This is a genomic window from Streptomyces flavotricini, from assembly GCF_020639365.1.
Taxonomy (GTDB): domain Bacteria; phylum Actinomycetota; class Actinomycetes; order Streptomycetales; family Streptomycetaceae; genus Streptomyces; species Streptomyces flavotricini.
On record NZ_JAINUL010000001.1, the window covers coordinates 4,391,887 to 4,416,916 of the forward strand.

The following is a 25,030-nucleotide window of genomic DNA, read 5'->3' on the forward strand; positions in this document are numbered from 1 at the left end:
GCTTAAAGGCGCGCTAGCCGAGCCGGCGCCAGGTCCACGTCGTGGAGATCTCCAGCGGGTCGACGGGCGTGACCAGGCGCGGGAGGCTGTTCAGGCCGTTCGGCGGACCGGACTGGGGCTCCACGCAGACGGCCTCGGGCTCCTCGTCGTAGATGACCACCCACTCCTCGCGGCTGCGGACCCTGAGCTCCAGCGCCCCGGGCCAGGTGAGGGTGACGTCCACGCCGCTCGGCATGCCGAAGCAGTCGTCCCAGGGGCCGGGCCCGGGGGCGACACGGTTCCCGGTGGGGATGTGGTCGGCTCCCCGCTCCTCCTGCCACTCGGCCTCGAAGTCCAGCCGCGCGTCCTCGCCGGTGCCGAGGTTGCGGCGGAACCAGGGGTGCCAGCCGGCCTGGGCCGGGAAGGAGTCGCCGTACGTCTCGACGCCCATGGAGAGCGTCAGGCTCTCGGGGGTCAGCTCGACGGTCTGGGTGACCCGGCCGGGCCAGGGCCACGGGTCGGCGAGGTCGTGGACGAACGCCGCGTCGGTGTCGCCGTGGCGGACCTTGCGCCAGGGGTGGTCGCGGCCGAAGCCGTGGATGGCGTGCGGGGGGTGGTTGAGCGGGAGCTGGTGGAGGACTCCGCCGTCGCGGAACCGGCCGTCCGCGGTGCGTCCGCACCACGGCACCATGGGGAAAGCGCCGAAGTGCGCCCCTTGGCGCAGCAGCTCCGTGCCGTCGATGCGCAGGCTGCTGATCCGGCAGCCGTTCTCCTGGTCGACGGTCACCTCGGCGCCGCCCGCGCTCAGTTGCGTACTCATGCGCCCGACTCTAGGGGGTGTCCACCAGGCGTGTCCGACCTGATCCGCCGGCCGCCCCCGGGCCGTGCCGAGGGGGGTCAGCGGCGGCGGCGCAGGGCCCGGCCGACGACGACCGCCGAGGCCAGCGCCAGCGCGGCGGCCGGGGCGATCCAGCGCAGGTTCGCGCCGGCGCCGGAGGACGCGGCGGCCGGGACCGGGGCGTAGCGGCCGCGCGGGGGCGCGTGGTCCACTTCCTCGGCGCTGCGGCCGATCATGGTGCGGCGGGCGTGGGCGGCCTCGGCGGGGGGCTGCGCGGCGGCGGTGAACTCGTCGACGTCCCCGATGTCGCCGATCTCCGCGATCCGGTCGAGCTCCGGGAGGCCCTCGAAGTCCCCGTCCATGAAGGGCTCCAGGGACGGGGGCGGCACCTCGGTGTCGAAGACGGACGCCGTGACCTCGTCCGTGACGCCGTCGCCGTCGTCTTCCCGGTCCGGACCCCCCTCCGCCTCCTCGGCCTCGGCGATGACGTCGGTCACCGGCTCCCCCTCGCCGGCCGCCAGCCCCGCGAGCTGCTCGGCGGCCCGCTCCAGGAGCCGCTGGACGGCGGTGGCGGTGGCCTCCGGCGAGAAGGCGGCGGCGCGCCCGTCGGCGGAGCCCTCGGCGGTGAACTCCAGCCGGGTCCCGTCGTCGACCGGGGTCAGCTGCAGCCCGAGCGCCAGCTTGACGGTGCCGCTGCCGCGGATCTCCGTGCCCTCTCCCGCCACGGTGAAGCGGTCCGGATCCCGCTCGGTGACGGTCAGGGCGCCGCGATAGGTGACGGTGTTCCCGCCGACCCGGAGTTTGAGGCGGCCCGCGACGGGCCCGGACGCCGCGTCGGCATCCTGTTGGAGGCCGGGTACGCAGCGGGCCACCCGGGCGGGGTCGCGCAGCACGGCGCGGAGGTCGTCTGCCGGTACCGGAACGAACACCTGATGCTCCATGTGGTCGAGCCTACCGAGGGGAGCCCCTCCCGTACCCGGTCCGGCGCTCACGAATGGCCGGTCCGTGCGAATGGCCGGTACTCACGAGTACCTCGGGTGCGGCAGCGTCGACGGCGGCAGCCCCGCCACCCTGGTCCGCTCGGCGTCGCGCGCGGCGTCCCGCAGGGACGGCGTCGACAGCGAGCACGGCCACGGCGTGTCCCGGTCCACCCGCAGCTCGGGAACCCGGTCCCGGCCTGCCAGCACGAAGCCCCAGTCCTGCGGCGGGGCGTCGGAGGTGCCGGGCGTGCGGTCGGGGCCGGCTGCGAAGCCCGAGAGCCGGCCGCCCGCACTGTAGGGCGCGGTCCGCAGGCCGGCCGCGCGCAGCGTGGCCTCGACCGTCCAGTACGTGCGCGGGCGGCCGGTCAGCGGCCCCGCGTGGACGGCGAGCCGCCCGCCGGGGCGCAGGGCCCGCGCGGCGAGCCCGTAGAACTCCTGCGAGTACAGCTTCGTACTGGGGGTGATGCCCGGGTCGGGGAGGTCGGAGACGATGACGTCGAACCGGTCGTGGGCGGCGGGCCCGCGCAGCCAGTGGAACGCGTCCTGCGTGACGACCCCGAGGCGCGGGTCGTCGTACGCCCGGCCGTTGAGCGCGGACAGCATCGGGTCGGTGCGGGCGAGCCGGACCACGCCGGGGTCGAGGTCGACGACGGTGACGGAGGCGACGTCGCGGTAGCGCAGCACCTCGCGGGCGGCGAGCCCGTCGCCGCCTCCCAGGACCAGGACCCGGGCGTGCGGGCCGGTCATCGCGGGGTGCACGAGTGCCTCGTGGTAGCGGTACTCGTCGTAGCCGCTGACCCGCAGCCGGCCGTCGAGGAACAGGTCCAGGGAGCGCGGGGAGCCGGTGGCGGGGCCGGTCAGGACGAGCTCCTGGACGCCGGTCTGCCGGGCGACGCGGACCTCGCCGCCGTAGACGGCGCGGCGGGCCACCCGCTCGAAGTCGGCGGCGAGGACGGTCGCGCAGGCGAGGACGGCCAGCACGGTGAGGTGCGTGGTGATGAGCAGCCAGCGGGAGCGGCGGCTCAGGTCGCGGCGGAACAGCCACAGCACGAGGCCCGCTCCGACGACCGCGTTGACGGTGCCGGTCACCATCGCGCCGGTCAGCTGGCCGAGCAGCGGCAGCAGCAGGAAGGGGAAGGCCAGCCCGCCGACGAGGGCGCCCACGTAGTCGGCGGCGAACAGGTCGGCGACGGCTCCGCCCGCGTCCTGTCTGCGGATGCGCTGGATGAGGACCATCAACAGCGGGATCTCGGCCCCGATGAGCACGCCGATCGCGAAGGAGAAGGCCACGAGCGCGGGCCGCGACTCACCGAGCCAGGCGAAGCTCGCGTACAGCGCCATCGCGGAGAGCCCGCCGAGCAGCGCGAGGCCCGCCTCGATGGCGGCGAATCCGAAGGCGGGCCGTCTGCGCAGCCGTTTGGCCAGCAGGGAGCCGACCCCCATCGCGAAGACCATGACGGACAGCACGACGGACGCCTGCGTGACGGAGTCTCCGATGAGGTAGGAGCCGAGGGCGAGCAGCTCCAGCTCGTACACGAGGCCGCAGGCGGCGCAGACGAACACGGTGGCCAGGACGAGGAGTCGGCCGGTCCGGGGCCGTACGGGCAGGGCGGCCGGGAGGGTCGCCACGCCCCGCGGCTCCGGAGCCGGGAGCACCCGGCGCGGGACGGAACGGTCGATCATGCAGCGAACCGTACGTCACCGCCCACTCACATCCCGTCACCCACATGGGTGCAAGTGGCGCACCGTTCCAGCCGATCGGCGTAATCGTGCGGGGACGCTCGCGGCGCCCGCGCCCCGCGGGGCCCGGCCCGGTCCGGCACTACCGCGCGGCGGACTCCAGGGCTCCGGCCGGTACACCGATGCGCACGCCGACCCTCGTACGAGTGGCCACCAACTGGCCTTCCTGCGGGTACGCGTGCCAGGTCCGCCAGCGCACCTGGCCCTCGTGGCGCTGCGCGAGCATGGCGGTGAAGGCGTACGGGCTGCCGGGGAAGGTTCCGGCCAATCCGTTCGGGTGATCCGCGACCAGCGCGAGCAGCTCCTGCGCCCGCCCCGCGAAGGAACCCTGCGACAGGGTCTCCACCCGCGCGGCGAACTCGTAGTCCCAGTCACCCATCCGCTTGGCCACGCCGAGCGGCAGCGGCGTGCGGCTGCCGGGCATGCAGGCGACCGTCTCCGAACAGAGCACTCCCCCCTCCTCCAGGAGCACCTGGTGCGAGGCGCCGAGGAGACGCAACTCCAGCTTCGCACCCGCCAGTTCGAGATTCAGTACGGCCAGGGCGGGCAGCCGGTCCCGACCCAGGGCCCAGGCGAGATCGGCGGCACGCGTGTCGGTGTAGGTGGTCTGGAGGGTCGTGAGCATGAGTCGGCTCCGCAAACGCGCGAGGGAGATGGGCCGGGGCCCGCCAGCGGTAGTCAACGGGTGGGGGGACACCGGCACGGGTCCGCAGGAAGTCCAGGGAGGTCCGAGGACTGGTCTACTCAACCGAGGGAATCATGAAAGGCACGGCACTCACAGCGTTTTTACCCAACTTGATTGGGTTTACATCCCCCCGGGGGCTACACAGTTCACGTGTTCAACCCCACGCGTCACACGCGCCTGACGCCGGCCGCCCCGGGTCAGCTGGAACCGCAGCCTCCGCCGCCGCAGGAGGACGAGGATCCGCCGCAGGACGAGGAGGAACCGCAGGAGGATCCGCTGCTCCCGCACCCGCCGGAGGAGTCGCCCCCGCCGGCCCACCACGACGAGCCCGAACCGGACCCGGACCCGGACCCGGAGCCGGAATCGGCACCGGTCCACGCGCGGACCACCTTCCTGACCAGAGCCACGAAGCACACGACGGCCAGCACGGCGAAAACCCAACCGACAACAGACATGAGCTCAACCCCCGTTCATCGCCCGGTTCCCCGGGTGTGAGGGGGAGATGCCCGCAGGCCACCCGGGCCAAAGCACACTTGAGCAAGTCCAGAGGTTCCCCCCAGGATGGCGCCCATGAGCGCACCCGTGGGCGGCAGCCGCCCCCTCCTGAACCGCCGCCTGGCCTCCTTCGGCACGACGATCTTCGCGGAGATGTCGGCCCTGGCCGCCCGCACCGGGTCGATCAACCTAGGCCAGGGCTTCCCCGACACGGACGGCCCCGCCGAGATCGCCGAGGCCGCCTCCCGCGCCGTCCTGACGGGCCTGGGCAACCAGTACCCTCCCGGCCCCGGCATCCCGGAGCTGCGCACCGCGGTCGCGCGGCACCAGCAGCGCTTCTACGGCCTGTCGTACGACCCGGACACGGAGGTCCTGGTCACGGCGGGCGCGACGGAGGCCATCGCGGCCTCCCTGCTCGCCCTGCTCGAACCGGGCGACGAGGTCATCGCCCTGGAGCCGTACTACGACTCGTACGCCGCCTGCATCGCGATGGCCGGCGCCACCCGCGTCCCGGTCACCCTGCGCCCGCACGCCGGCGCGTTCACCCTCGACCTCGACGAACTGCGCGCCGCCGTCACCCCGCGCACCCGCCTGCTCCTGCTGAACACCCCGCACAATCCGACGGGCACGGTCCTGTCCCCGGCCGAGCTCTCGGCGATCGCGGAACTGGCGGTGGAGCGGGACCTGCTCGTCGTCACGGACGAGGTCTACGAGCACCTGGTCTTCGAGGGCGCCCACCTCCCGCTGGCCTCGCTGCCCGGCATGCGCGAGCGCACGGTCACCATTTCCAGCAGCGGGAAGACCTTCTCCTTCACGGGCTGGAAGGTCGGCTGGATCACCGCCCCGCCCGAGCTCGTCTCGGCGGTCCGCTCGGCGAAGCAGTTCCTGACCTACGTCTCCTCCGGCCCCTTCCAGTACGCCATCGCCGAGGCCCTGCGGCTGCCGGACGACTACTACGAGGGTCTGCGCGCCGACCTCGCCGCCAAGCGCGACATCCTCGCCGAGGGGCTCGCGGCCGCCGGCTTCGAGGTCTACCGGCCGCAGGGCACCTACTTCATCACCACGGACATCACCCCGCTCGGCGAGAAGGACGGCCTCGCCTTCTGCCGCGCCCTGCCCGAGCGCTGCGGGGTCGTCGCCATCCCCAACCAGGTCTTCTACGACGACCGCGCCGCGGGCGCCACCCAGGTCCGCTGGGCCTTCTGCAAGAAGACCGAGGTCCTGGAGGAGGCCGCCGCCCGGCTGCGAAGGCTCTGAGGCCGGGCGCCCGGCCGCGGACGGGCACCTCGCGGTCCCCACGGCCGCGAGTTCACCGGAGGTTCCCAGGGGATTCACACCCTTCGGCACACGGTGAGCTTTAGGGTGCCCGAGGCCCTCCTCGCCCGGACGGGCGTCCACGCAGCGCGGGAAAGACGGGGTCCATGACGGCGACGGGCAGTGTGTCGGTTTCCGCACGGCCGCAGGTACTCCGGGCCGGCAGGGTGCCCGCGGCCCTCGTCGCTCTCGGGGTCTTCGCCGCCGTCCGGATCGGCGGGGCGGTGGTGCTCGCCGTCGGGGCGTGGTGGGCCGGGCGGAGCCCCGTGCGGGTGCTCGGGCACTCCTGGGACTCCGTCTGGTACCTCGGCATCGCCGTGCACGGCTACGGCCGCACCCAGATGTGGGCCGGCTCCGGGCTGGTGCAGAGCGACTACGCCTTCTTCCCGCTGTACCCGCTGCTCGTCCGGATGGCCGGCGCCACCCCGTGGGCCGGACTGCTGGTGGCGTGGACCGCCGCCGCGGTGGCCGCCGCCGGGGTGTACCGGGTCGGGGAGCTGGTGCTCGGCCGGCGCGCCGGGGTGCTGCTGGTGGCGCTGTGGGCGGCGACCCCGCACTCCGTGGTGCTGACGCTCGCCTACACCGAGCCGCTGCTGGCCGCGCTGGGGGCCTGGGCCCTGTACGCCGTACTGCGCCGGCGCTGGCTGTGGGCCGCGGGCCTGGCGGTACTCGCCGGCCTGACCCGCCCGACCGGGATCGCCGTCGCCGCCGCCGTGACCGCCGTCGCGCTGCACGCGCTGCTCGTACGGAGGTCCCGCGCGCCCGAGGTGTGGGCGGCCGCGCTGCTGGCCCCGGCGGGCTGGGCCGCGTACGTCCTCGCCGTCGGGATGCGCACGGGGGACCCGGCCGGCTACTTCACCGTGCAGCGGCGCTGGGGCTCCCGCTTCGACTTCGGCTCGTACACGACGGACAGCATCTGGCGGGTGCTGACCGGTGGGCACGTGCCGCTCGCCACCGCCGTGACCGTGGTGGTCCTGGCCGCCGCCGGGTTCCTGGCCGTGCTCCTGCTGCTGGACCGGATGCCGCCGGCGCTGCTCGTCTACACCGCCGTCCTGCTGGTGATCGCCTACGGCGGGGCCGGCTACTTCGAGTCGAAGCCGCGCTTCCTGCTGCCCGCGTTCCCGCTGCTCCTGCCGGTCGCGGCCGCAATGGCGCGAGCCCGGCCGCGCTCCGCGGTCGCTGTGACCGCGGGGCTGGCCGGGCTCTCGTACGGCTACGGGCTGTACCTGTTGCTGGTCGCCCGCGTACCGCTGTGAACGGGGGCGACTAGTTGTCGTCGCCGTCCTTGTCGTCGCCTTCGCCGTCGGTGGAGTCGATCTCCTTCTCCAGGCCGAGCTGCTCCACGAGCCACTTGTCGAACTCGATGGAGGCGCGGACCCAGCTGACCGTGGACGAGACGAAGTGCTCCAGGCTGACGCCGGTGCCGATCAGCATCTGCGCCTCGCCGATCAGGCGGACGGAGCCGTCGTCGTGCGTGTGGCTGTAGACCTTCGGCCACAGGGTGCGGCGGTTCCAGTCGTCGATCGACTCGAGGAGCGCGGGCTTGTCCTCGATCGCGTGCGGGCGGTCGTAGAAGGTCCGCACCGAGAAGACCTGCTGCTCCTCCTCGCCGCGGAACATGAAGTACGTGCGGAACTCCTCCCACGGCGCCGCGAGGTCACCCTCGTCGTCGACGACGTACTTGAGCTCCATCTGCTCCAGCAGCTGCTTGACCAGATCCTGGTCGGGGACGACGGGGCCCGCCGGTCCTGTGGCCTGCGGATCGGGCTGCTGCCCTCCGAAGTTCGGAATCGAGGCCGGGTCGATGCTCACCGTGTTTTCCCTTCGTGCGGATGTTGTCATCCTCCCCCATGGCTCCCACCCCCTGTCCACCCCCGCACGCACGATCCGCGCAGGGCGGACAGGAGTAAGCCGTCGATAAGGGGAACCTGTGCCGGTACGCCGTGACGCGGAGTGCCGCCCTTCGCGTACCGGCCCCGGCTACACGGCCTTGCCGACGATCAGGCCCTCGCCCGCCACGTCGACGCGGACGGTGTCGCCGTCGCGGACCTCGCCCGCGAGGATCTCCTTGGCGAGACGGTCGCCGATGGCCGTCTGGATCAGACGGCGCAGCGGGCGCGCACCGTAGGCGGGATCGTTGCCCTTGTCCGCCAGCCAGGCCAGGGCCTCGGGAGTGACGTCCAGGGTCATGCGGCGCTGCGCCAGACGCCCGGCGAGGCCGGCGATCTGGAGCTCGGCGATGTGGGCCAGTTCCTCCTCGGTCAGCGCGGAGAAGACCACCAGGTCATCGAGGCGGTTGAGGAACTCCGGCTTGAAACTCGCCCGGACCACCTCCAGCACCCTGGCCTTCTTCTCCTCCGCGGTGGTCGCCGGGTCCATCAGGAACTGGCTGCCGAGGTTGGAGGTCAGGATCAGGATCGTGTTGCGGAAGTCCACGGTGCGGCCCTGGCCGTCCGTGAGACGACCGTCGTCCAGGACCTGGAGCAGGATGTCGAAGACCTCCGGATGGGCCTTCTCGACCTCGTCCAGCAGCACCACCGAATACGGACGCCGGCGCACGGCCTCGGTCAGCTGACCGCCCTCCTCGTAGCCGACGTACCCGGGCGGGGCACCGACCAGGCGGGCCACCGAGTGCTTCTCTCCGTACTCCGACATGTCGATGCGGACCATGGCCCGCTCGTCGTCGAAGAGGAAGTCCGCGAGGGCCTTGGCCAGCTCCGTCTTGCCCACACCCGTCGGACCCAGGAACAGGAACGAGCCGGTCGGCCGGTCCGGGTCCGCGATACCGGCCCGGGTGCGGCGCACGGCATCGGAGACGGCCCGCACGGCCTCGCTCTGACCGATCAGCCGCCGGCCCAGCTCGTCCTCCATGCGGAGCAGCTTCTGCGTCTCCCCCTCCAGCAGACGACCCGCCGGAATGCCGGTCCAGGCGCCCACCACGTCCGCGATGTCGTCCGGGCCGACCTCGTCCTTGACCATGGTGCCCTTCGGGCTGCCGGTCTTGGAGGCCTCTTCCTCCTCCTCGGTGGCCTCCGCCAGCTCGCGCTCCAGCTGCGGGATCTCCCCGTAGAGCAGCTTCGAGGCGGTGTCGAAGTCTCCGTCGCGCTGCGCGCGCTCGGCCTGTCCGCGCAGATCGTCGAGGCGTTCCTTGAGCTCGCCGACGCGGTTGAGGGACTGCTTCTCCTTCTCCCAGCGGGCCGTCAGACCGCGCAGGTCCTCCTCCTTGTCGGCGAGGTCCTTGCGCAGCTTGTCGAGCCGCTCCAGCGAGGCCGGATCCGACTCGTTCTTCAGTGCCAGCTCCTCCATGCGCAGGCGGTCCACCGAGCGCTGCAGCTCGTCGATCTCCAGCGGCGAGGAGTCGATCTCCATGCGGAGGCGGGACGCGGCCTCGTCGACCAGGTCGATGGCCTTGTCGGGAAGGAACCGGGACGTGATGTAACGGTCGGAAAGCGTCGCGGCGGCCACCAGCGCGCTGTCGTTGATGACCACCTTGTGGTGGGCCTCGTAGCGGCCCTTGAGCCCGCGCAGGATCGCGATGGTGTCCTCCACCGACGGCTCGGCCACCAGCACCTGCTGGAAGCGCCGCTCCAGCGCCGGATCCTTCTCGATCCGCTCGCGGTACTCGTCCAGGGTGGTCGCACCCACCATCCGCAGCTCCCCGCGGGCCAGCATCGGCTTGAGCATGTTCCCCGCGTCCATCGCCGAATCGCCGCCGGCGCCCGCGCCGACGACCGTGTGCAGCTCGTCGATGAAGGTGATGATCTGGCCGTCGCTCGACTTGATCTCCGCCAGGACCGTCTTCAGACGCTCCTCGAACTCGCCGCGGTACTTGGCGCCCGCGACCATGGCGCCCAGGTCCAGGGAGACCAGGCGCTTGTTCTTCAGGGACTCCGGGACGTCCCCCTTGACGATGCGCTGCGCGAGGCCCTCGACGACGGCCGTCTTGCCGACGCCGGGCTCACCGATCAGCACCGGATTGTTCTTCGTACGCCGCGACAGGACCTGCACGACCCGCCGGATCTCCTGGTCACGCCCGATGACCGGATCGAGCTTGCCCTCACGCGCCGCGGCCGTGAAATCGGTGCCGAACTTCTCCAGGGCCTTGTACTGGCCCTCGGGGTCGGGGGTGGTCACCCGCCGTCCTCCTCTTGCGTTCTCGAAGGCCTCCAGCAGCTTCTTCGCCGTCGCGCCCTGGTCGGAAAGGACCTCACCGGCAGCGCCGCCCTTGGCGGCGATCGCGATGAGGAGGTGTTCGGTGGAGAGGTACTCGTCGCCGAGCTTCCCGGCCTGCTGGTCGGCCTCGGCGAGTACGGCGAGCAGCTCGCGGGTGGGCTGCGGGGGCGCGACCGTGGAGCCCGTGACGCTGGGCAGGGCGGCGAGCAGCCGCTCGGCGCCGCCGCGGACCGCCGCCTGGTCGGCCTCGGCGGCCGCGAGGAGGTCGGTGATGTTCTCGTTGTCCTCGCCGGCCAGCAGGGCCAGCAGCAGGTGCGCCGGGGTGAGGTCCGCGTGGCCGTCCTTCACGGCACGGCTGGTGGCGGCGTTCAGGGCGTCCCGGCTCTTGTTGGTCAGCTCGGCATCCACGTGCGACTTCTCCTCTCAGACAGGTCAGACAGGTCAGACACAGGCTTGGGTCCCGCTCTTTGAGTATGTCAGCGTGCGCAAAGTTGAGTCTATTCCACTCAAGGGCGGATTTCGGCCCTCACGTACCCTCGGGCCATGGCTCTTGACGTACTCAACCCGACGCCCGAGTACCTCGCCTTCTGGCGGGAGCGGCACGTCTGCACGCTGACCACCCCGCGCCCCGACGGGACCCCCCACGTGGTGCCGGTGGGCGTCACGTACGACCCGGAGGCCGGCCTGGCCCGGGTGATCAGCAACAAGAACAGCAAGAAGATCCGCAACGTGCTGGCGGCGCAGGCCGCGCAGGCGGGCCCCGCGCGGGTCGCCGTGTGCCAGATGGCGGGGCGCCGCTGGGCGACGCTGGAGGGGCACGCGGTGATCCGCACGGACGAGGCCTCGGTCGCCGAGGCGGTGGCGCGCTACGCGGAGCGGTACGGGCGGACGCCGTCGCCCAATCCGGACCGGGTCGTCCTGGAGATCACCCTCGACCGGGCGATGGGCCGGGCCTGAAGGAGAAACAGTTCGGTTTTCACCTTGTCCGGTTCAAGCACTGGACGCGGACATCACAACGGCGCCATCGTGGTCAGGTCCACGATGGCGCCGTTGTGTGGGGGAAGCACCTGGAGCGATCTGCGACGACGGGGGAATCGCTTCAGGCACTGCGGGGGGTGGCGGTGGTGATATCGGGTTCGAAAAGCTGGTGGTCGCGCTGATCAAGGTTGACGAAGACCATTCCGTAGCGCACCTCGCAACGGACGGGCTGCGGCGCGCCGCGGGGGCGGCGCAGGCACCGGTAGGCCCGGACGTCCTCGTCCTCCTCGCGCGTGATGACGATGGGCTGTCCGAACAGGGTGACCATCAGCGAGTCGCCGGGGTGGGGGATGGCGGTGGCGAGGTCGATGAACTGCCAGCCGGAGCGGTAGGCAGAGGCCATTTCGCGACGGAAACCGCGGTCGTCGGGGGTCATGCCGCGCTCTCCACGCCAACGACGCCCGCTTCGGCGTCTGCGGGGGCCGAGCGCCATCCGCTGTCCATCGGTGCCGCGCGCCATCCGCTGTCCTCCAGCGGCGCCGCCTGGAGGTCTGCGGCACCCCCTTCAGCTCCCCCCAGGGTGACCCCGGCAAGTCCCAGACCGGCCACAGCCGAGAAGATGACGGTGGCAAGCGCCGAGCGAAGCATTCTCTTGTTCATGGTCGGCTTCGTCCTCACTTGATGAAATCCTCTCCCCCGCCTGTCAGACGATGGCTCATTCAGGCACGTCGCTGCCACAGGGACGATGCATCATGTTCTTGCATGTTCAGGACCCTGGGGGGTGGAGATTTGACCACAAACAGAACAAAAGCGACACATCCCCACTCGGTCACCGAGCTGTGCAGCGAGGGGGCACGGCTCTACACGAGTGCGCTGCGGACCGGACGTATCGCACGTGGGGATGTCAAAACGGCACCCTGTCTGCTCGATCTGGCGTTGTTGCAGCCAGATCCTGATGACGTAAATTCCCTCCGTCCGGTTCCACCGGCGGTGGCACTCGCACAGCGGCTGCATCCGATCGAACGCGAGATCCGCGACAGGCGCCGCGACTCACTCGAACTGTCCGAGGCTTTCGAGCCGTTTCTCGCCATCAGCGCGCAGAGTCCGGCGAGCACCCACGCCATCACCGTCCTCGAGGGCTTCGACCCCATCAACGCCGCCCTCAACCTCGCCACGGCCGAGTGCCACACCGAGATGCTCACCATCCAGCCCGGGGGCGCCCGCCCCAGTCTGGAGCTCACCGAGGCCCTGGAACGCGACCAGCCGCTGACCGACCGCGGTGTCCGGATCCGGACCCTCTACCAGCACACCGTCCGGCACAGCCGCGGCACGCTCGCGTACGTCGACCTCCTCAAGGCCGGCAAGGTCGAGGTGCGCACGCTGGAGGAGCTCTTCGAGCGCCTCATCATCTTCGACCGGACCGTCGCCTTCATCCCCGCCAGCGACGACCGCCAGGTCGCCCTGGAGCTGCGCCACCCGGGGCTGGTGGACTACCTCATCAAGGTCTTCGAGCAGCTGTGGCACCGCGCCGTGCCGCTCCAGGAGGAAGTCACCTACCAGCACACCCGCGGGGGCATCTCGGGCGTGCAGCGCACCATCGCGCAGCTGCTCATCGAGGGGCACGTGGACGAGGCCATCGCCCGCCGTCTGGGCATGAACGTACGGACCTGCCGCGCGCACATCGCGAAGCTCGCCAGCACCCTCGGCAGCGGCAGCCGGGCCCAGCTCGGCTTCCTCATCGCGCGCTCGGGGATCCTGGAGGACGAGGGCGACTGAAACAAGCCGGCCCCGCCCGGAATCCCGGACGGGGCCTGTGCGTGCGTGCCGTGCGCGTGCCGCGTGCGTGCCGCCTTCGCGTGAGGACGGCTCAGTCGCCCTGACGCTTCGGCGCGGGGCGCCAGACGACCAGGGCGTTGCCCGCCACCGGCGGCTGGTATTTGACCAGATCCCGCCGGTACGAGGCGTGCACCTGGGCCTCGCGCTGCTGCAGCACGGCGGCCGCGCCGTCCACCGCCGCCGAGAGCTCGGCCACGCGCTGCTGGAGCGCCGCGACCTGGTTCTCCAGTTCGATGATCCGCTTGATCCCCGCCAGGTTGATGCCCTCGTCCTGGGACAGCGCCTGCACCGTGCGGAGCAGCTCGATGTCGCGGGCGGAGTAGCGCCGGCCGCGGCCGGCCGTCCGGTCCGGGGAGACCAGGCCGAGGCGGTCGTACTGACGCAGGGTCTGCGGATGCAGGCCCGAGAGCTGGGCGGCCACCGAGATCACGTATACCGGTGTGTCGTCCGTGAGCTGGTAGTGGCTCCTGCGGCGGCCGTCCATGTCATGCTCCCTTCGCGGACTCGAACAGCACGGCGCGCGGGTCCTCCGACTCCGTCGCGTCGCGGTACATCTCCAGCGCCTCGCGGGCCTTGTCCGACAGCGAGGCCGGAACGGCGACCTCGACCGTCACCAGCAGGTCTCCGCGGGTGCCGTCCTTGCGGACCGCTCCCTTGCCGCGGGCCCGCATCGTACGGCCGCTGGGGGTGCCCGGCGGCAGCTTCAGCGTCACCGCAGGGCCGTTCAGGGTCGGGACCTTGATGTCGGCGCCCAGGGCGGCCTCGGCGATGGTCACCGGGACGGTGACCGTCAGGTTGTCGTCCTTGCGCCCGAACACCGGGTGGCCGTCGACGTGGACGACGACGTACAAGTCGCCGGCGGGGCCTCCGCGTTCACCCGGGGCGCCCTTGCCGCGCAGCCGGATCCGCTGGCTGTCGGAGACGCCCGCGGGGATCCGGACCTGCATGGTGCGGGAGGACTTGGCCCGCCCGCTGCCCTTGCAGACGTCGCAGGGGGTCTCGGCGATGAGACCGCGGCCCTTGCAGTCCGCGCAGGGGTCGGTCAGCGAGAACCCGCCGCCGCTGCCCCGCGAGACCTGGCCGGTGCCGACGCAGGTCGGGCACACGCGCGGCGTGCCGTTCTTGTCGCCGGTGCCCGAACAGGCCTTGCAGGGCGCCTGGGAGGACATCCGGAGCGGGACCGTGGCCCCGTCCACCGCCTCCGTGAAGGAGAGGGTGACCTCCGATTCGATGTCCTGGCCGCGGCGCGGCTGGACCCGGGTACCGGGACCCGCACCGCCGCGGTTGAACAGTCCGCCGAAGACGTCGCCCAGACCGCCGCCACCGCCGAAGCCGCCCGCGCCGGGGCCACCCTGCTGGGTGCCGCCGAACAGGTCGCCCAGGTCGAAGTTGAACGAGCCGCCGCCCCCGCCGGGACCGGGGCGGAAGCCGCCGTTCCCGAACAGGGCGCGGGCCTCGTCGTACTCCTTGCGCTTCTTGGCGTCGCCGAGGATGTCGTTGGCCTCGGAGATCTCCTTGAAGCGCTCCTCGGCCGAGGCGTCGCCCTTGTTGGCGTCCGGGTGGAACTCGCGCGCGAGCTTCCGGTACGCCTTCTTGATCTCGGCCTCGGTGGCGTCCTTCGGGACACCGAGGACCTTGTAGTAGTCCTTCTCGACGAAGTCCTTCGTGCTCATCCCCGGTGTCCCTCCTCTCGTACCGCTACTGGTTCAACGTCAGCCCTTGTCGGGGGCATCCGTGTCCTTGTCCGAAGGCGCGTCGGCCTCGGCCGACTCGGACTTGGGGGCCGCGCCCGGCTGGGGCTCGGCCACCGCGACCCGCGCGGGGCGGATCGTACGCTCGCCGATCCGGTACCCCGGCTGCAGGATCGCCACGCAGGTCGTCTCGGTGACGTCCGGCGCGTACGAGTGCATCAGGGCCTCGTGGATCGTCGGGTCGAAGGGCTCGCCCTCCTTGCCGAACTGCTGCAGCCCCATCTTGGCCGCGGCGGTCTCCAGCGATTCGGCCACCGACTTGAAGCCGCCGACCAGCTCGCCATGGTCCCGCGCCCGGCCGATGTCGTCCAGGGTCGGGAGCAGCTCCGTCAGGAGGGACGCGACCGCGATCTCCTTGACGGCGATACGGTCCCGCTCGACCCGGCGGCGGTAGTTCTGGTACTCCGCCTGGAGCCGCTGGAGGTCCGCGGTGCGCTCACCGAGCGCGGTGCGGGCCTGGTCCAGCTGCGCCAGCAGAGCCGTGTCCTGGGCGGACTGTGCTGCGGAGTCCCCGGCCGGGGCCGCGGCCTCCTCCTTGGAGGAAGCTGCGGCCTTCGGCTCGGCGGCGTCGTCAGGCGTGCCGTCGGCGGGGACTTCGGGCTTCTCCTCGAAGCCCGGGGTCTCCTCCGACATCAGGCAGCGCCGCCCTTCGGCTTGTCCTCGTCCACGATCTCGGCGTCGACGACGTCGTCGTCGGCCTTGGCCTGACCGGCGTCACCGGCGGCACCCTGGGCGGCCTGCGCGTCGGCGTAGATGGCCTGGCCGAGCTTCTGGCTGACCGCGGCGAGCTTCTCGGTCGCGGTGCGGATCTCGGCGGTGTCCTCGCCCTTGAGCTTTTCCTTCAGCTCGGCGACGGCGGACTCGACCTCGGTCTTGACCTCGGCCGGGACCTTGTCCTCGTTGTCCTTGACGAACTTCTCCGTCTGGTAGACGAGCTGCTCGCCCTGGTTGCGGGACTCGGCCGCCTCCTTGCGGCGCAGGTCCTCGTCCGCGTACTGCTCCGCCTCCTGGCGCATGCGGTCGACCTCGTCCTTGCCGAGCGAGGAGCCGCCGGTGACGGTCATCTTCTGCTCCTTGCCCGTGCCAAGGTCCTTGGCCGTGACGTGCATGATGCCGTTCGCGTCGATGTCGAAGGAGACCTCGATCTGCGGGACGCCGCGCGGGGCCGGGGGCAGGCCCGTCAGCTCGAACATGCCGAGCTTCTTGTTGTACGCCGCGATCTCGCGCTCGCCCTGGTAGACCTGGATCTGCACGGACGGCTGGTTGTCCTCGGCCGTCGTGAAGATCTCGGACCGCTTGGTCGGGATCGTGGTGTTGCGCTCGATGAGCTTGGTCATGATGCCGCCCTTGGTCTCGATGCCGAGGGACAGCGGGGTCACGTCGAGGAGCAGGACGTCCTTGACCTCACCCTTGAGGACACCGGCCTGGAGGGTGGCGCCGATGGCGACGACCTCGTCCGGGTTGACGCCCTTGTTGGCGTCCTGACCGCCGGTCAGCTCCTTGACGAGCTCGGCGACGGCCGGCATGCGGGTGGAGCCGCCGACCAGGACCACGTGGTCGATCTCGGACAGCTGGATGCCGGCGTCCTTGATGACGTTGTGGAACGGGGTCTTGCAGCGGTCCAGCAGGTCCGCGGTCAGCTGCTGGAACTGGGCGCGCGTGAGCTTCTCGTCCAGGTGCAGCGGGCCCTCGGCGGAAGCCGTGATGTAGGGCAGGTTGATCGTGGTCTCGGTGGAGGAGGACAGCTCGATCTTCGCCTTCTCGGCGGCCTCGCGCAGGCGCTGGAGCGCCATCTTGTCCTTGGAGAGGTCCACGCCGTGGCCGTTGGCGAACTGCTTCACCAGGTAGTCGACGACGCGCTGGTCCCAGTCGTCACCACCGAGGTGGTTGTCACCGTTGGTGGCCTTGACCTCGACGACGCCGTCGCCGATCTCGAGGAGCGACACGTCGAAGGTGCCGCCACCGAGGTCGAAGACGAGAATGGTCTGGTCGTCCTTGTCGAGGCCGTAGGCCAGGGCGGCGGCGGTCGGCTCGTTGACAATACGCAGGACGTTCAGGCCCGCGATCTCGCCGGCCTCCTTCGTCGCCTGGCGCTCGGAGTCGTTGAAGTAGGCCGGGACGGTGATGACCGCGTCCGTGACCTTCTCACCCAGGTACGCCTCGGCGTCGCGCTTCAGCTTCTGCAGGATGAAGGCGCTCATCTGCTGCGGGTTGAAGTCCTTGCCATCCAGGTTGATCTTCCAGTCAGTGCCCATGTGGCGCTTGACGGAGCGGATGGTGCGGTCCACGTTCGTGACCGCCTGGCGCTTGGCGACCTCGCCGACGAGGACCTCGCCGTTCTTGGCGAAGGCGACGACGGACGGCGTGGTCCTGGCGCCCTCGGCGTTGGTGATGACGGTGGGCTCGCCGCCTTCGAGAACGCTGACGACGGAGTTAGTGGTGCCCAGGTCGATGCCGACCGCACGTGCCATTTTGATTTCCTCCAGCTGACTTGAGTGGAACAGACTCAACCATGCCCCATCACGGCGCGAACGTCAACAGAGGTGAGTGGGGGTGGCTCAACTTTTATCGCGTCCTTACGCTCACGGGAGCCTCCCGGGGGCCGAGCGGGCGACGCTGGGGCGGCCCGCTGCGCGGCACCGCCGAAACCGCCGGAGGCGCATGCAGGGTGCCCCCATGCCGCTGCCGCCGCTCACGCTCCCCCCGATCCGGCACCTCGTACGACGGCGCCCCGCGAGCCCGCACCCGCTCGCGCGCCGGCCGGACCCGCCGGGACCGCCGGGCCTCTGGGACCTGTCCGCCAAACGGGTGGTCGACCTCCTCGGGGCCGCCGCGCTGACCGGGCTGCTCGCGCTGCCGCTGCTGGCCGTCGCCGCCCTGCTGTACGCGACCCAGGGCGGGCGGGTCTTCGTACGGGAGCCTGCGGCGGGGCTCTCCGGGCGGCCTTTCCTGACCTGGCGGCTGCGTACGGACGGGGCCGGCCGGCTGGGGGCGGCACTGCAGCGGTACGCCCTGGACGGGGTGCCCCGGCTGCTGAACGTGCTGCGCGGGGAGATGTCACTGGTCGGGCCGCGCCCCGAGCCGCGTACGGACCGGGCCGACCGGCTCCTCGTACGCCCCGGAATGACCGGTTTGTGGCAGGTCAGCGCGCGATCCGACCTCCCCTGGGAAGAGATGGCCCTGCTGGACCGGCACTATGTGGAGAGCCATTGGCTGGGGATGGATCTCGCGATCCTGGCTCAGACCCCTCGGGCGGCCTGTCGGCACAGGCGCTCCTGAGGCATGCCTGAGCGACACAGATCACCGCTCGCCCACCTACATTGCGGCGCGGGGAATGGGTAACCTCAAGCCTTGACTTCATAAGTTACCGCTTAGTAAGTGCCGCCCGAGGAGCCCTTCCATGCAACTCGCCGCGATCATCGTGTCGCTGGTCATCACGGTGGTGGCCGTCGCGCTGTTCGGCCGTGCCACCGTGCAGATCTACCGCTTCGTGCGGCTCGGCCAGCCAGTGCCCGCGGGCACCCGCACGGGCGATCCGACGCAGCGCACCATCACCCTGGTCAAGGAGTTCCTCGGCCACACCCGCATGAACCGCTGGGGCATCGTCGGCTTCGCGCACTGGTTCGTGGCGGTGGGCTTCTTCTCGCTGCTGCTGACGATCGTCAACGCCTTCGGCCAGCTCTTCCAGGCCGACTGGCTGATCCCGATCATCGGCGACTGGCTGCCGTACGAGATCTTCACCGAGTTCCTCGGCCTGATGACCGTCCTCGGCATCGTGACCCTGATCGTGATCCGGCAGCTGAGCCGGCCGGGCGCGGCGGGCCGCAAGTCCCGCTTCGCGGGTTCCAAGACGGGCCAGGCGTACTTCGTCGAGGCCGTCATCCTGATCGTCGGCGTCTGCATCATGACGCTGCGCGCGCTGGAGGGCGTCCAGCACGGCGTCGACGGCTGGGAGCCGGGCTTCTTCGCCTCGTACCCGCTGATCGCCGCGTTCGACGGGCTGGACCTGAGCACGATCCAGTACCTGACGTACTTCTTCGCCGCGCTCAAGATCGTCACCTCCTTCACCTGGATGATCACGGTCTCGCTCAACACGAACATGGGTGTCGCCTGGCACCGCTTCCTCGGCTTCCCGAACATCTGGTTCAAGCGGAACGCGGACGGTTCGACGGCCCTGGGCGCGCTGCAGCCGATGACGAGCGGCGGCAAGGAGATCGACTTCGAGGAGCCGGGCGAGGACGACGTCTTCGGCGTCTCCCAGGTCGAGCAGTTCTCCTGGAAGGGCATCCTCGACTTCTCCACGTGCACGGAGTGCGGCCGCTGCCAGTCGCAGTGCCCCGCCTGGAACACCGGCAAGCCGCTGTCCCCGAAGCTCCTGATCATGTCGCTGCGCGACCACGCGCACGCCAAGGCCCCGTACCTGCTGGCCGGCGGCGGCAAGGACATGGAGGGCAACGAGAAGGCCACGGCGGAGCAGCTGAAGGACGTCCCGGCGGCCGCGCTTGCCGAGGCCGAGCGCCCGCTGATCGGCACCGCCGAGGAGAACGGCGTCATCGACCCGGACGTGCTGTGGTCCTGCACGACCTGCGGCGCGTGCGTCGAGCAGTGCCCGGTCGACATCGAGCACATCGACCACATCGTCGACATGCGCCGCTACCAGGTGATGATCGAGAGCGCGTTCCCGTCGGAGGCGGGCACGATGCTCAAGAACCTGGAGAAGAAGGGCAACCCCTGGGGTCTGGCCAAGAAGCAGCGCGTGGAGTGGACCAAGGAGGTCGACTTCGAGGTCCCGATCGTCGGCAAGGACGCCGAGGACCTCTCGGAGTACGACTACCTGTACTGGGTCGGCTGCGCGGGCGCTCTGGAAGACCGCGCGAAGAAGACCACGAAGGCCTTCGCCGAGCTGCTGAACATCGCGGGCGTCAAGTTCGCGATCATGGGCGGCGACGAGAAGTGCACCGGTGACTCCCCGCGCCGCCTGGGCAACGAGCCGCTGTTCCAGCAGCTGGCCCAGGAGAACGTGGCCATGCTGAACATGGCGTTCGGCGAGGACGACGACGACCCGGAGACGAAGAAGCCGAAGTCGGCGAAGCGGATCGTCTCCACCTGCCCGCACTGCTTCAACACCATCGCGAACGAGTACCCGCAGCTGGGTGGCGAGTACGAGGTCATCCACCACACGCAGCTGCTGCAGCACCTGATCGACGAGGGCCGGCTGCTGCCGGTGACTCCGGTGGACGGCCTGATCACGTACCACGACCCGTGCTACCTGGGCCGGCACAACAAGGTCTACACGCCGCCGCGCGAGATCATGTCGGCCGTGCCGGGCCTGCGCCAGCAGGAGATGCACCGCCACAAGGAGCGGGGCTTCTGCTGCGGCGCCGGTGGCGCGCGGATGTGGATGGAAGAGCGCATCGGCAAGCGCATCAACAACGAGCGCGTGGACGAGGCGCTGTCCCTGAACCCGGACATCGTCTCGACGGCCTGCCCGTTCTGCCTGGTCATGCTCACGGACTCGGTGAACGGCAAGAAGAACGACGGCCAGGCGAAGGAATCCGTCCAGGTCGTGGACGTGGCCCAGCTCCTCCTGGAGTCGGTGAAGGCCCCGGCCCCGACGGAAGCCGAACTGGCGGCGGAGGCCCTGGCGGCGGAGGAGGCCGCAGCGGCCGAGGCCGAGGCCGCAGCGGCGGCCAAGGCGAAGGCCGAAGCCGAGGCCAAGGCGAAGGCCGAAGCCAAGGCGAAGGCCGAAGCGGAAGCCGCGGCCAAGGCGAAGGCCGAAGCGGAAGCGGCGGTCGCGTCGGAGGCGGAAGCCACCGCCGAGGCGGAGGCCGAGACCGAGGTCGAGTCCGCCGTCGAGGCGAAGGCCGGGGCGGCACAGGACGCGGCCACCGAGGTGGACGCAGCGGCCGGGGCAGAAGCCGAGACTGCCGCCACGGCGGAAACCGCGACCGAGGCGGAGGCGGAGCCCAAGGCCGCTGCCGAAGCCGAGGCCGAGCCGAAGGCGGAGGCCGAGCAGGCCGCCGAGGCCTCGCCGAAGGCCGCAGCGGACACCGAGTCCGAGGCGAAGCCGGAGGCCAAGGCCTAGGTCTGCGGGCCTCACGGCAGCCCGACGGAACGCCGGTACGGCCGGTCCCCTGCTCAGGGGGCCGGCCGTACCGGCGTTCCGGGACCCCCCCGACAGGGCTCAGGCCTGGTCGACGCGTCCCCGCTTCAGCAGGGCGAAGCCCAGCCCGGCCGCCCCCGCGGCAGCCATCCCCCCGCCGGCGGCGACCAGCATCGGCGTGTCACCCTTCGAACTTCCGGTCGCGGTCCCGACGCCCTCCGCCCCGGCCTTCACGCCGCCCTTCGGCACCACACGTTCCACCCGGTCCCCAGCGGGCTTCACGGGCTTCACGGGCTTCACGGGCTTCGCCCGCTCGGCCACGTACTTCTCGATCAGCTTCCCGTCGAACCCGTACACCCAGCTGCTCCCGCCGCCCTTCCCGTCGATGACGACGAACTTCACGCGCTTGCCGTCCTGGACGATCCGGTACGTCCAGCCGTCGTTCTGAGCGCTGGGGTGCTTCAGGTCGATCGTCCCGAGCCGGTTCCCGTTCGGCACGGAGATCTCGACGCGCTTGCCGTGCGGGCCGTCGACCAGCTTCGCGATCCGCCCGTCCGGCATGGTGATCCGGACCGAGCTCTCCTTCTTGCCTTCCCCGACCTCGTGCTCCGGCTTCTCCAGCGGCTTGGGCTCGGGCTTCGGCGTCCGTTCGCCCTCCACCCACGAGGTCACGGTCCCGTTCGGCTGGAGGACGACGTGCAGACCGTTGTTCTGCCCGTACGCCGGCTTACCGCCCTTGCTGACCAGCGTGTCCAGCTTCGTCGACCCGGAGAAGACCGCGGCCTCGAAGTGGTGGTCGCCGATCTTGTAGACCTTGGCGATCGAGCCGTCGGCGAGCTTGACCGTGGTCACGAAGACCCGCTCGACCGGCGGCGCGGTCGGGTCGACCTGCGGCACGGTCGGATCCACCGCCGGCACCGTCGGATCGACGGCCGGCTTCGTAACGGGCTTCTCACCGCCCGTCTCCCCGCCCGGATTCTCCCCACTCGGCGTCTCCCCGCCCGGCTTCTCCTCCACCGGCCGCTCCTTGACCGGCTGCTCCCCGGCCGGCTGCTCGACTCCCGGCAGAACCTCCTGCTCCGGCCCGGTCGGCGAGTCCGCGAACGCGGACCCGACCGGGAGGGCCAGTACGGCGGCCGCGCCCGCGAGGACGGCGGCGGTACGAAGGGTGGTGCGACGGGTCGTGCTGCGCATGTGAGGGGCTCTTCTCGCACTCGTGGCTCATGGCTCGTAGTCGGTGGCGTCGGCGCGTCGGCGGCGACACATACGAAGCTACGGACCGGATATCTACGTATTCCGTCGACGATGTAACGAACCCCCACAGACTCCACACCAGCCATGTAAATCACTCAAAACCCACCATTTGGGATCCCCTAGGGGATGTCACAGCTCAGCCGCAAAGGGCCCCTATTCCGGCAGCCCGCCCACCACGCCTCCCGGGACCAGGTACGTTCGATCACGTGGCTGGATTCAGGATCGGACGCGGCCGGGACAACAACCGCGCTCCCCAACAACCCCCGCGGCAGCAGCCGTACGGTCAGCAGCAGCAACCGCCGCAGGCGCCGTACGGCCAGCAGCCCTACCCTCCCCAGCAGCAGTGGCCTCAGCAGCCCGCCGCCGGAGGCCACGGCGAGCCCGAGTACTTCGACCCGCACGAGCAGCAGCCGTACGGCCAGCAGCACGGGCAGTCGTACGACCGGCAGCAGCAGCCCCCGTACGGCAACGCGGGCCGGGGCGGCGGCTCGTACGCGAACGACAACCCGGGGCACACCCAGGTCTTCGCGTACGGCGAGGACCCGTACAACCAGGGCGCGACGTACCACGCGGGCGCCGCGGCGGCCGCGCCGAGCGGCCCGCGACTGCCGTGGAAGGAACTCCTGCGCGGCATCGTGATGCGGCCGGGGCCGACGTTCCTGCAGATGCGCGACTACGCCGTCTGGGGCCCGGCGCTGATCGTGACCTTCCTCTACGGCCTGCTCGCGGTCTTCGGCCTCGACGACGCCCGCGAGGACGTCATGAAGGCCACCCTCCCCAACGCCGTCCCGATCGTCCTCAGCGCCGGCGTGGCCTTCGTCGTCTGCGGCCTGATCCTGGGCGCCGTCACGCACACCCTGGCCCGCCAGCTGGGCGGCGACGGCGCGTGGCAGCCGACCGTGGGCCTGTCGATGCTGGTCATGTCCATCACGGACGCGCCGCGCCTGCTCTTCGCCGTGTTCCTGGGCGGTGACAACATGTTCGTGCAGGTGCTGGGCTGGGCCACCTGGGTGGCGGCCGGAGCCCTCTTCACGTCGCTCGTCAGCAAGTCGCACGACCTGCCGTGGCCGAAGGCGCTGGGCGCCTCCGCGATCCAGCTGGTCGCGCTGCTGTCGATCATCAAGCTGGGCACGCTGTAAGAGCCGGCGCGCACGAGAAGGGCCCCGACGCAGCAGGCGTCGGGGCCCTTTCCCATGGAAACCGGTGGGCGTCAGGCAGCCGTCAGGCGTCGAGAACCTGACCCTCGCGCCTCACCACGGGCGGCTCGACCGACCAGGGGAAGTTGATCCACTCGTCGGTCTTCTTCCACACGTACTCGCACTTCACGAGCGAGTGGGACTTCTCGTAGATCACGGCGGACCGGACCTCGGCGACGTGCCCCAGGCAGAAGTCGTGGACGAGCTTCAGCGTCTTCCCGGTGTCGGCCACGTCATCGGCGATCAGGACCTTCTTGTCGGTGAAGTCGATCGCCTCGGGCACGGGCGCCAGCATGACCGGCATCTCCAGCGTGGTCCCGACGCCCGTGTAGAACTCCACGTTCACGAGGTGGATGTTCTTGCAGTCGAGCGCGTACGCCAGACCGCCGGCGACGAAGACGCCGCCCCGGGCGATGCTCAGGATGATGTCGGGCTCGTAGCCGTCATCGGCGATGGTCTGCGCGAGCTCGCGCACCGCCCGCCCGAATCCCTCGTAGTTCAAGTTCTCTCGTACGACGTCGCTCATGCCTCGTGCCTCACCTGGGTGCGGTGGAAGTTCTGGAAGGAGCGCGAGGCCGTCGGGCCGCGCTGGCCCTGGTACCGCGATCCGTACCGCTCGCTCCCGTACGGGAACTCGGCGGGCGAGCTGAGCCGGAACATGCACAGCTGCCCGATCTTCATCCCGGGCCACAGCTTGATGGGGAGGGTGGCGAGGTTCGACAGCTCGAGCGTGACGTGGCCCGAGAAGCCGGGGTCGATGAACCCGGCGGTCGAATGCGTCACCAGCCCCAGGCGGCCCAGGCTGGACTTCCCCTCCAGTCTGGAGGCGATGTCGTCGGGCAGCGAGACGACCTCGTAGGTCGAGGCGAGGACGAACTCACCCGGGTGGAGGATGAAGGCCTCGTCGCCCTCCGGCTCGACCATGCGGGTCAGGTCGGGCTGCTCGACGGCGGGGTCGATGTGGGCGTAGCGGTGGTTCTCGAACACCCGGAAAAACCGGTCGAGACGTACATCGATGCTGGAGGGCTGCACCATCGATTCCTCGAACGGGTCGATGCGAACCCGTCCGCTGTCGATCTCGGCCCGGATGTCTTTGTCTGAGAGAAGCACGTCCCGAGGATACGCAGTGCGCGCGGGCCACCCCCAATCGAGAGCGGCGCCGCGCGCCCGGGACCGTCCAGCGCTTGACGCTATCGCTTGACGGCCGCCGCCCCGACGGGCACGGCGTGCCTCAGCCGCGCACACCGCGGGCACCGCAACAGCCGCCCGGGCCCGATCCGGCCGGCACCGAGGTGCTGCAGCGGAAACGAAGCGGTACTGAAAACGTGCCCTTCGGCACAACGGACGACGGTGTTCTCCATCGAGTCCCTTTCCCCAACCTGCCGTACTGCGACGAATCGCCACATTAGGGGATGATCGCGACCTGCTCCAGCCGCCACTCCAACACCGCTCCGGCGGCACCGCGCAGGGGTACGCTACGCCCCAACTCCCGGCCCCACGACCCTCGGTGCACCCCACAAACAACGACGACCCCGCGGCTGATTCACCGGGGGTCGATCATGGGGTAGAGTGTCCAAAGATACCGCTCCAGGCAACTGGAACGCCCTGCGGATGTAGTTTAATGGTAGAACATGAGCTTCCCAAGCTTATAGCGCGGGTTCGATTCCCGTCATCCGCTCTTGAACGAAGGCCCAGGTCAGCGACCTGG

Annotated in this window: 20 protein-coding genes, 1 tRNA gene and 1 pseudogene; 8 read left to right on the plus strand and 14 right to left on the minus strand. The window is 70.7% G+C overall.

The annotated features are described in order from the left end of the window. Positions 1-13: 13 nt before the first annotated feature. From K7B10_RS19825 to K7B10_RS19840, 4 genes are all read right to left on the minus strand, one after another. Positions 14-799 carry an aldose epimerase family protein gene (locus K7B10_RS19825; RefSeq protein WP_229337666.1) on the minus strand — a complete coding sequence of 262 codons (786 nt, stop codon included), beginning with the start codon at positions 797-799 and terminating at the stop codon, positions 14-16. 77 nt (positions 800-876) lie between these two features. Continuing rightward, a complete protein-coding gene (locus K7B10_RS19830) occupies positions 877-1,758 on the minus strand; it encodes an SRPBCC family protein (RefSeq protein WP_229337668.1) in 882 nt (293 codons plus the stop codon). Between the two features lie 81 nt (positions 1,759-1,839). Next, complete coding sequence (locus K7B10_RS19835) at positions 1,840-3,480, minus strand: polyamine aminopropyltransferase (RefSeq protein ID WP_229337670.1); 1,641 nt, start codon at positions 3,478-3,480, stop codon at positions 1,840-1,842. A gap of 139 nt (positions 3,481-3,619) precedes the next feature. Next, a complete protein-coding gene (locus K7B10_RS19840; protein WP_229337672.1) occupies positions 3,620-4,162 on the minus strand; it encodes a DUF2617 family protein in 543 nt (180 codons plus the stop codon). 621 nt (positions 4,163-4,783) lie between these two features. On the opposite strand from K7B10_RS19840, the gene K7B10_RS19845 reads away from it, so the two are divergent. After that, positions 4,784-5,974, plus strand: coding sequence for a pyridoxal phosphate-dependent aminotransferase (locus K7B10_RS19845; protein ID WP_229337674.1), 1,191 nt, complete (start codon positions 4,784-4,786; stop codon positions 5,972-5,974). A gap of 182 nt (positions 5,975-6,156) precedes the next feature. Continuing rightward, a complete protein-coding gene (locus K7B10_RS19850; RefSeq protein ID WP_229337676.1) occupies positions 6,157-7,287 on the plus strand; it encodes a putative hexosyltransferase in 1,131 nt (376 codons plus the stop codon). Between the two features lie 10 nt (positions 7,288-7,297). On the opposite strand, the gene K7B10_RS19855 is transcribed toward K7B10_RS19850, so the two are convergent. Then, on the minus strand, positions 7,298-7,843 hold the full coding sequence (locus K7B10_RS19855) for a YbjN domain-containing protein (protein WP_030870916.1): 546 nt from the start codon (positions 7,841-7,843) through the stop codon (positions 7,298-7,300). A gap of 168 nt (positions 7,844-8,011) precedes the next feature. Beyond that, positions 8,012-10,612 carry an ATP-dependent chaperone ClpB gene (gene clpB, locus K7B10_RS19860; protein ID WP_229337678.1) on the minus strand — a complete coding sequence of 867 codons (2,601 nt, stop codon included), beginning with the start codon at positions 10,610-10,612 and terminating at the stop codon, positions 8,012-8,014. Positions 10,613-10,747: 135 nt separating this feature from the next. On the opposite strand from clpB, the gene K7B10_RS19865 reads away from it, so the two are divergent. Next, a complete protein-coding gene (locus K7B10_RS19865) occupies positions 10,748-11,161 on the plus strand; it encodes a pyridoxamine 5'-phosphate oxidase family protein (protein ID WP_229337680.1) in 414 nt (137 codons plus the stop codon). Between the two features lie 142 nt (positions 11,162-11,303). Here K7B10_RS19865 and K7B10_RS19870 read toward each other — a convergent pair whose 3' ends face one another. After that, a complete protein-coding gene (locus K7B10_RS19870) occupies positions 11,304-11,618 on the minus strand; it encodes a Rieske (2Fe-2S) protein (RefSeq protein ID WP_030299141.1) in 315 nt (104 codons plus the stop codon). A gap of 326 nt (positions 11,619-11,944) precedes the next feature. On the opposite strand from K7B10_RS19870, the gene K7B10_RS19875 reads away from it, so the two are divergent. Continuing rightward, positions 11,945-12,958, plus strand: a complete 1,014-nt coding sequence (locus K7B10_RS19875) for a helix-turn-helix transcriptional regulator (protein WP_229337682.1) — start codon at positions 11,945-11,947, stop codon at positions 12,956-12,958. 91 nt (positions 12,959-13,049) lie between these two features. Here K7B10_RS19875 and K7B10_RS19880 read toward each other — a convergent pair whose 3' ends face one another. Genes K7B10_RS19880 through dnaK form a run of 4 tightly spaced genes read right to left on the minus strand, consistent with a single transcriptional unit; the run spans position 13,050 to position 17,240 of the window. Beyond that, complete coding sequence (locus K7B10_RS19880; protein ID WP_030870928.1) at positions 13,050-13,502, minus strand: heat shock protein transcriptional repressor HspR; 453 nt, start codon at positions 13,500-13,502, stop codon at positions 13,050-13,052. A gap of 1 nt (position 13,503) precedes the next feature. Further along, the gene (gene dnaJ / locus K7B10_RS19885) at positions 13,504-14,691 is read right to left on the minus strand and encodes a molecular chaperone DnaJ (RefSeq protein WP_229337684.1); all 1,188 of its coding nucleotides are present in this window, start codon (positions 14,689-14,691) and stop codon (positions 13,504-13,506) included. Between the two features lie 39 nt (positions 14,692-14,730). Then, positions 14,731-15,402 (minus strand): nucleotide exchange factor GrpE, encoded by a 672-nt coding sequence (grpE, locus tag K7B10_RS19890; protein WP_229337686.1) that lies wholly within the window; start codon positions 15,400-15,402, stop codon positions 14,731-14,733. Further along, positions 15,402-17,240: a molecular chaperone DnaK gene (gene dnaK, locus K7B10_RS19895; RefSeq protein WP_229337689.1), complete on the minus strand. Its 1,839-nt coding sequence runs from the start codon at positions 17,238-17,240 to the stop codon at positions 15,402-15,404. The genes grpE and dnaK overlap by 1 nt, the downstream gene beginning before the upstream one ends. Before the next feature lie 205 nt (positions 17,241-17,445). Between dnaK and K7B10_RS19900 the strand changes: the two genes are divergently transcribed. Further along, positions 17,446-18,048 (plus strand): sugar transferase, encoded by a 603-nt coding sequence (locus tag K7B10_RS19900; protein ID WP_229337691.1) that lies wholly within the window; start codon positions 17,446-17,448, stop codon positions 18,046-18,048. A 121-nt stretch (positions 18,049-18,169) separates the two neighbouring features. After that, a pseudogene (locus tag K7B10_RS19905) lies at positions 18,170-20,380 on the plus strand ((Fe-S)-binding protein); the annotation flags it as partial. 573 nt (positions 20,381-20,953) lie between these two features. On the opposite strand, the gene K7B10_RS19910 reads toward K7B10_RS19905, so the two are convergent. Continuing rightward, complete coding sequence (locus K7B10_RS19910; protein WP_229337693.1) at positions 20,954-22,066, minus strand: hypothetical protein; 1,113 nt, start codon at positions 22,064-22,066, stop codon at positions 20,954-20,956. Positions 22,067-22,332: 266 nt separating this feature from the next. Here K7B10_RS19910 and K7B10_RS19915 point away from each other — a divergent pair, with 266 nt between their 5' ends. Beyond that, positions 22,333-23,265, plus strand: coding sequence for a Yip1 family protein (locus K7B10_RS19915; protein WP_229337695.1), 933 nt, complete (start codon positions 22,333-22,335; stop codon positions 23,263-23,265). Positions 23,266-23,347: 82 nt separating this feature from the next. On the opposite strand, the gene K7B10_RS19920 is transcribed toward K7B10_RS19915, so the two are convergent. Both K7B10_RS19920 and dcd read right to left on the minus strand, forming a co-directional pair. Continuing rightward, positions 23,348-23,848 (minus strand): phosphoribosyltransferase, encoded by a 501-nt coding sequence (locus K7B10_RS19920; protein WP_030870950.1) that lies wholly within the window; start codon positions 23,846-23,848, stop codon positions 23,348-23,350. Continuing rightward, positions 23,845-24,432, minus strand: coding sequence for a dCTP deaminase (gene dcd / locus K7B10_RS19925; RefSeq protein ID WP_030152916.1), 588 nt, complete (start codon positions 24,430-24,432; stop codon positions 23,845-23,847). Before dcd ends, K7B10_RS19920 begins: the two co-directional genes overlap by 4 nt. Before the next feature lie 497 nt (positions 24,433-24,929). Between dcd and K7B10_RS19930 the strand changes: the two genes are divergently transcribed. Beyond that, a tRNA-Gly gene (locus K7B10_RS19930) sits at positions 24,930-25,000 on the plus strand. The last annotated feature ends 30 nt before the right edge of the window (positions 25,001-25,030 follow it).

Excerpts from the sequence above, each read along its gene's own strand:
- K7B10_RS19825 (WP_229337666.1), bottom strand. The coding sequence starts at position 799 with ATGAGTACGCAACTGAGCGCGGGCGGCGCCGAGGTGACCGTCGACCAG.
- K7B10_RS19900 (WP_229337691.1), top strand. The coding sequence starts at position 17,446 with ATGCCGCTGCCGCCGCTCACGCTCCCCCCGATCCGGCACCTCGTACGA.
- K7B10_RS19830 (WP_229337668.1), bottom strand. The coding sequence starts at position 1,758 with ATGGAGCATCAGGTGTTCGTTCCGGTACCGGCAGACGACCTCCGCGCC.
- K7B10_RS19880 (WP_030870928.1), bottom strand. The coding sequence starts at position 13,502 with ATGGACGGCCGCCGCAGGAGCCACTACCAGCTCACGGACGACACACCG.
- K7B10_RS19920 (WP_030870950.1), bottom strand. The coding sequence starts at position 23,848 with ATGAGCGACGTCGTACGAGAGAACTTGAACTACGAGGGATTCGGGCGG.
- dnaK (WP_229337689.1), bottom strand. The coding sequence starts at position 17,240 with ATGGCACGTGCGGTCGGCATCGACCTGGGCACCACTAACTCCGTCGTC.
- K7B10_RS19840 (WP_229337672.1), bottom strand. The coding sequence starts at position 4,162 with ATGCTCACGACCCTCCAGACCACCTACACCGACACGCGTGCCGCCGAT.
- K7B10_RS19845 (WP_229337674.1), top strand. The coding sequence starts at position 4,784 with ATGGCGCCCATGAGCGCACCCGTGGGCGGCAGCCGCCCCCTCCTGAAC.
- K7B10_RS19875 (WP_229337682.1), top strand. The coding sequence starts at position 11,945 with ATGTTCAGGACCCTGGGGGGTGGAGATTTGACCACAAACAGAACAAAA.
- K7B10_RS19865 (WP_229337680.1), top strand. The coding sequence starts at position 10,748 with ATGGCTCTTGACGTACTCAACCCGACGCCCGAGTACCTCGCCTTCTGG.
- grpE (WP_229337686.1), bottom strand. The coding sequence starts at position 15,402 with ATGTCGGAGGAGACCCCGGGCTTCGAGGAGAAGCCCGAAGTCCCCGCC.
- dnaJ (WP_229337684.1), bottom strand. The coding sequence starts at position 14,691 with ATGAGCACGAAGGACTTCGTCGAGAAGGACTACTACAAGGTCCTCGGT.
- K7B10_RS19910 (WP_229337693.1), bottom strand. The coding sequence starts at position 22,066 with ATGCGCAGCACGACCCGTCGCACCACCCTTCGTACCGCCGCCGTCCTC.
- K7B10_RS19835 (WP_229337670.1), bottom strand. The coding sequence starts at position 3,480 with ATGATCGACCGTTCCGTCCCGCGCCGGGTGCTCCCGGCTCCGGAGCCG.
- K7B10_RS19870 (WP_030299141.1), bottom strand. The coding sequence starts at position 11,618 with ATGACCCCCGACGACCGCGGTTTCCGTCGCGAAATGGCCTCTGCCTAC.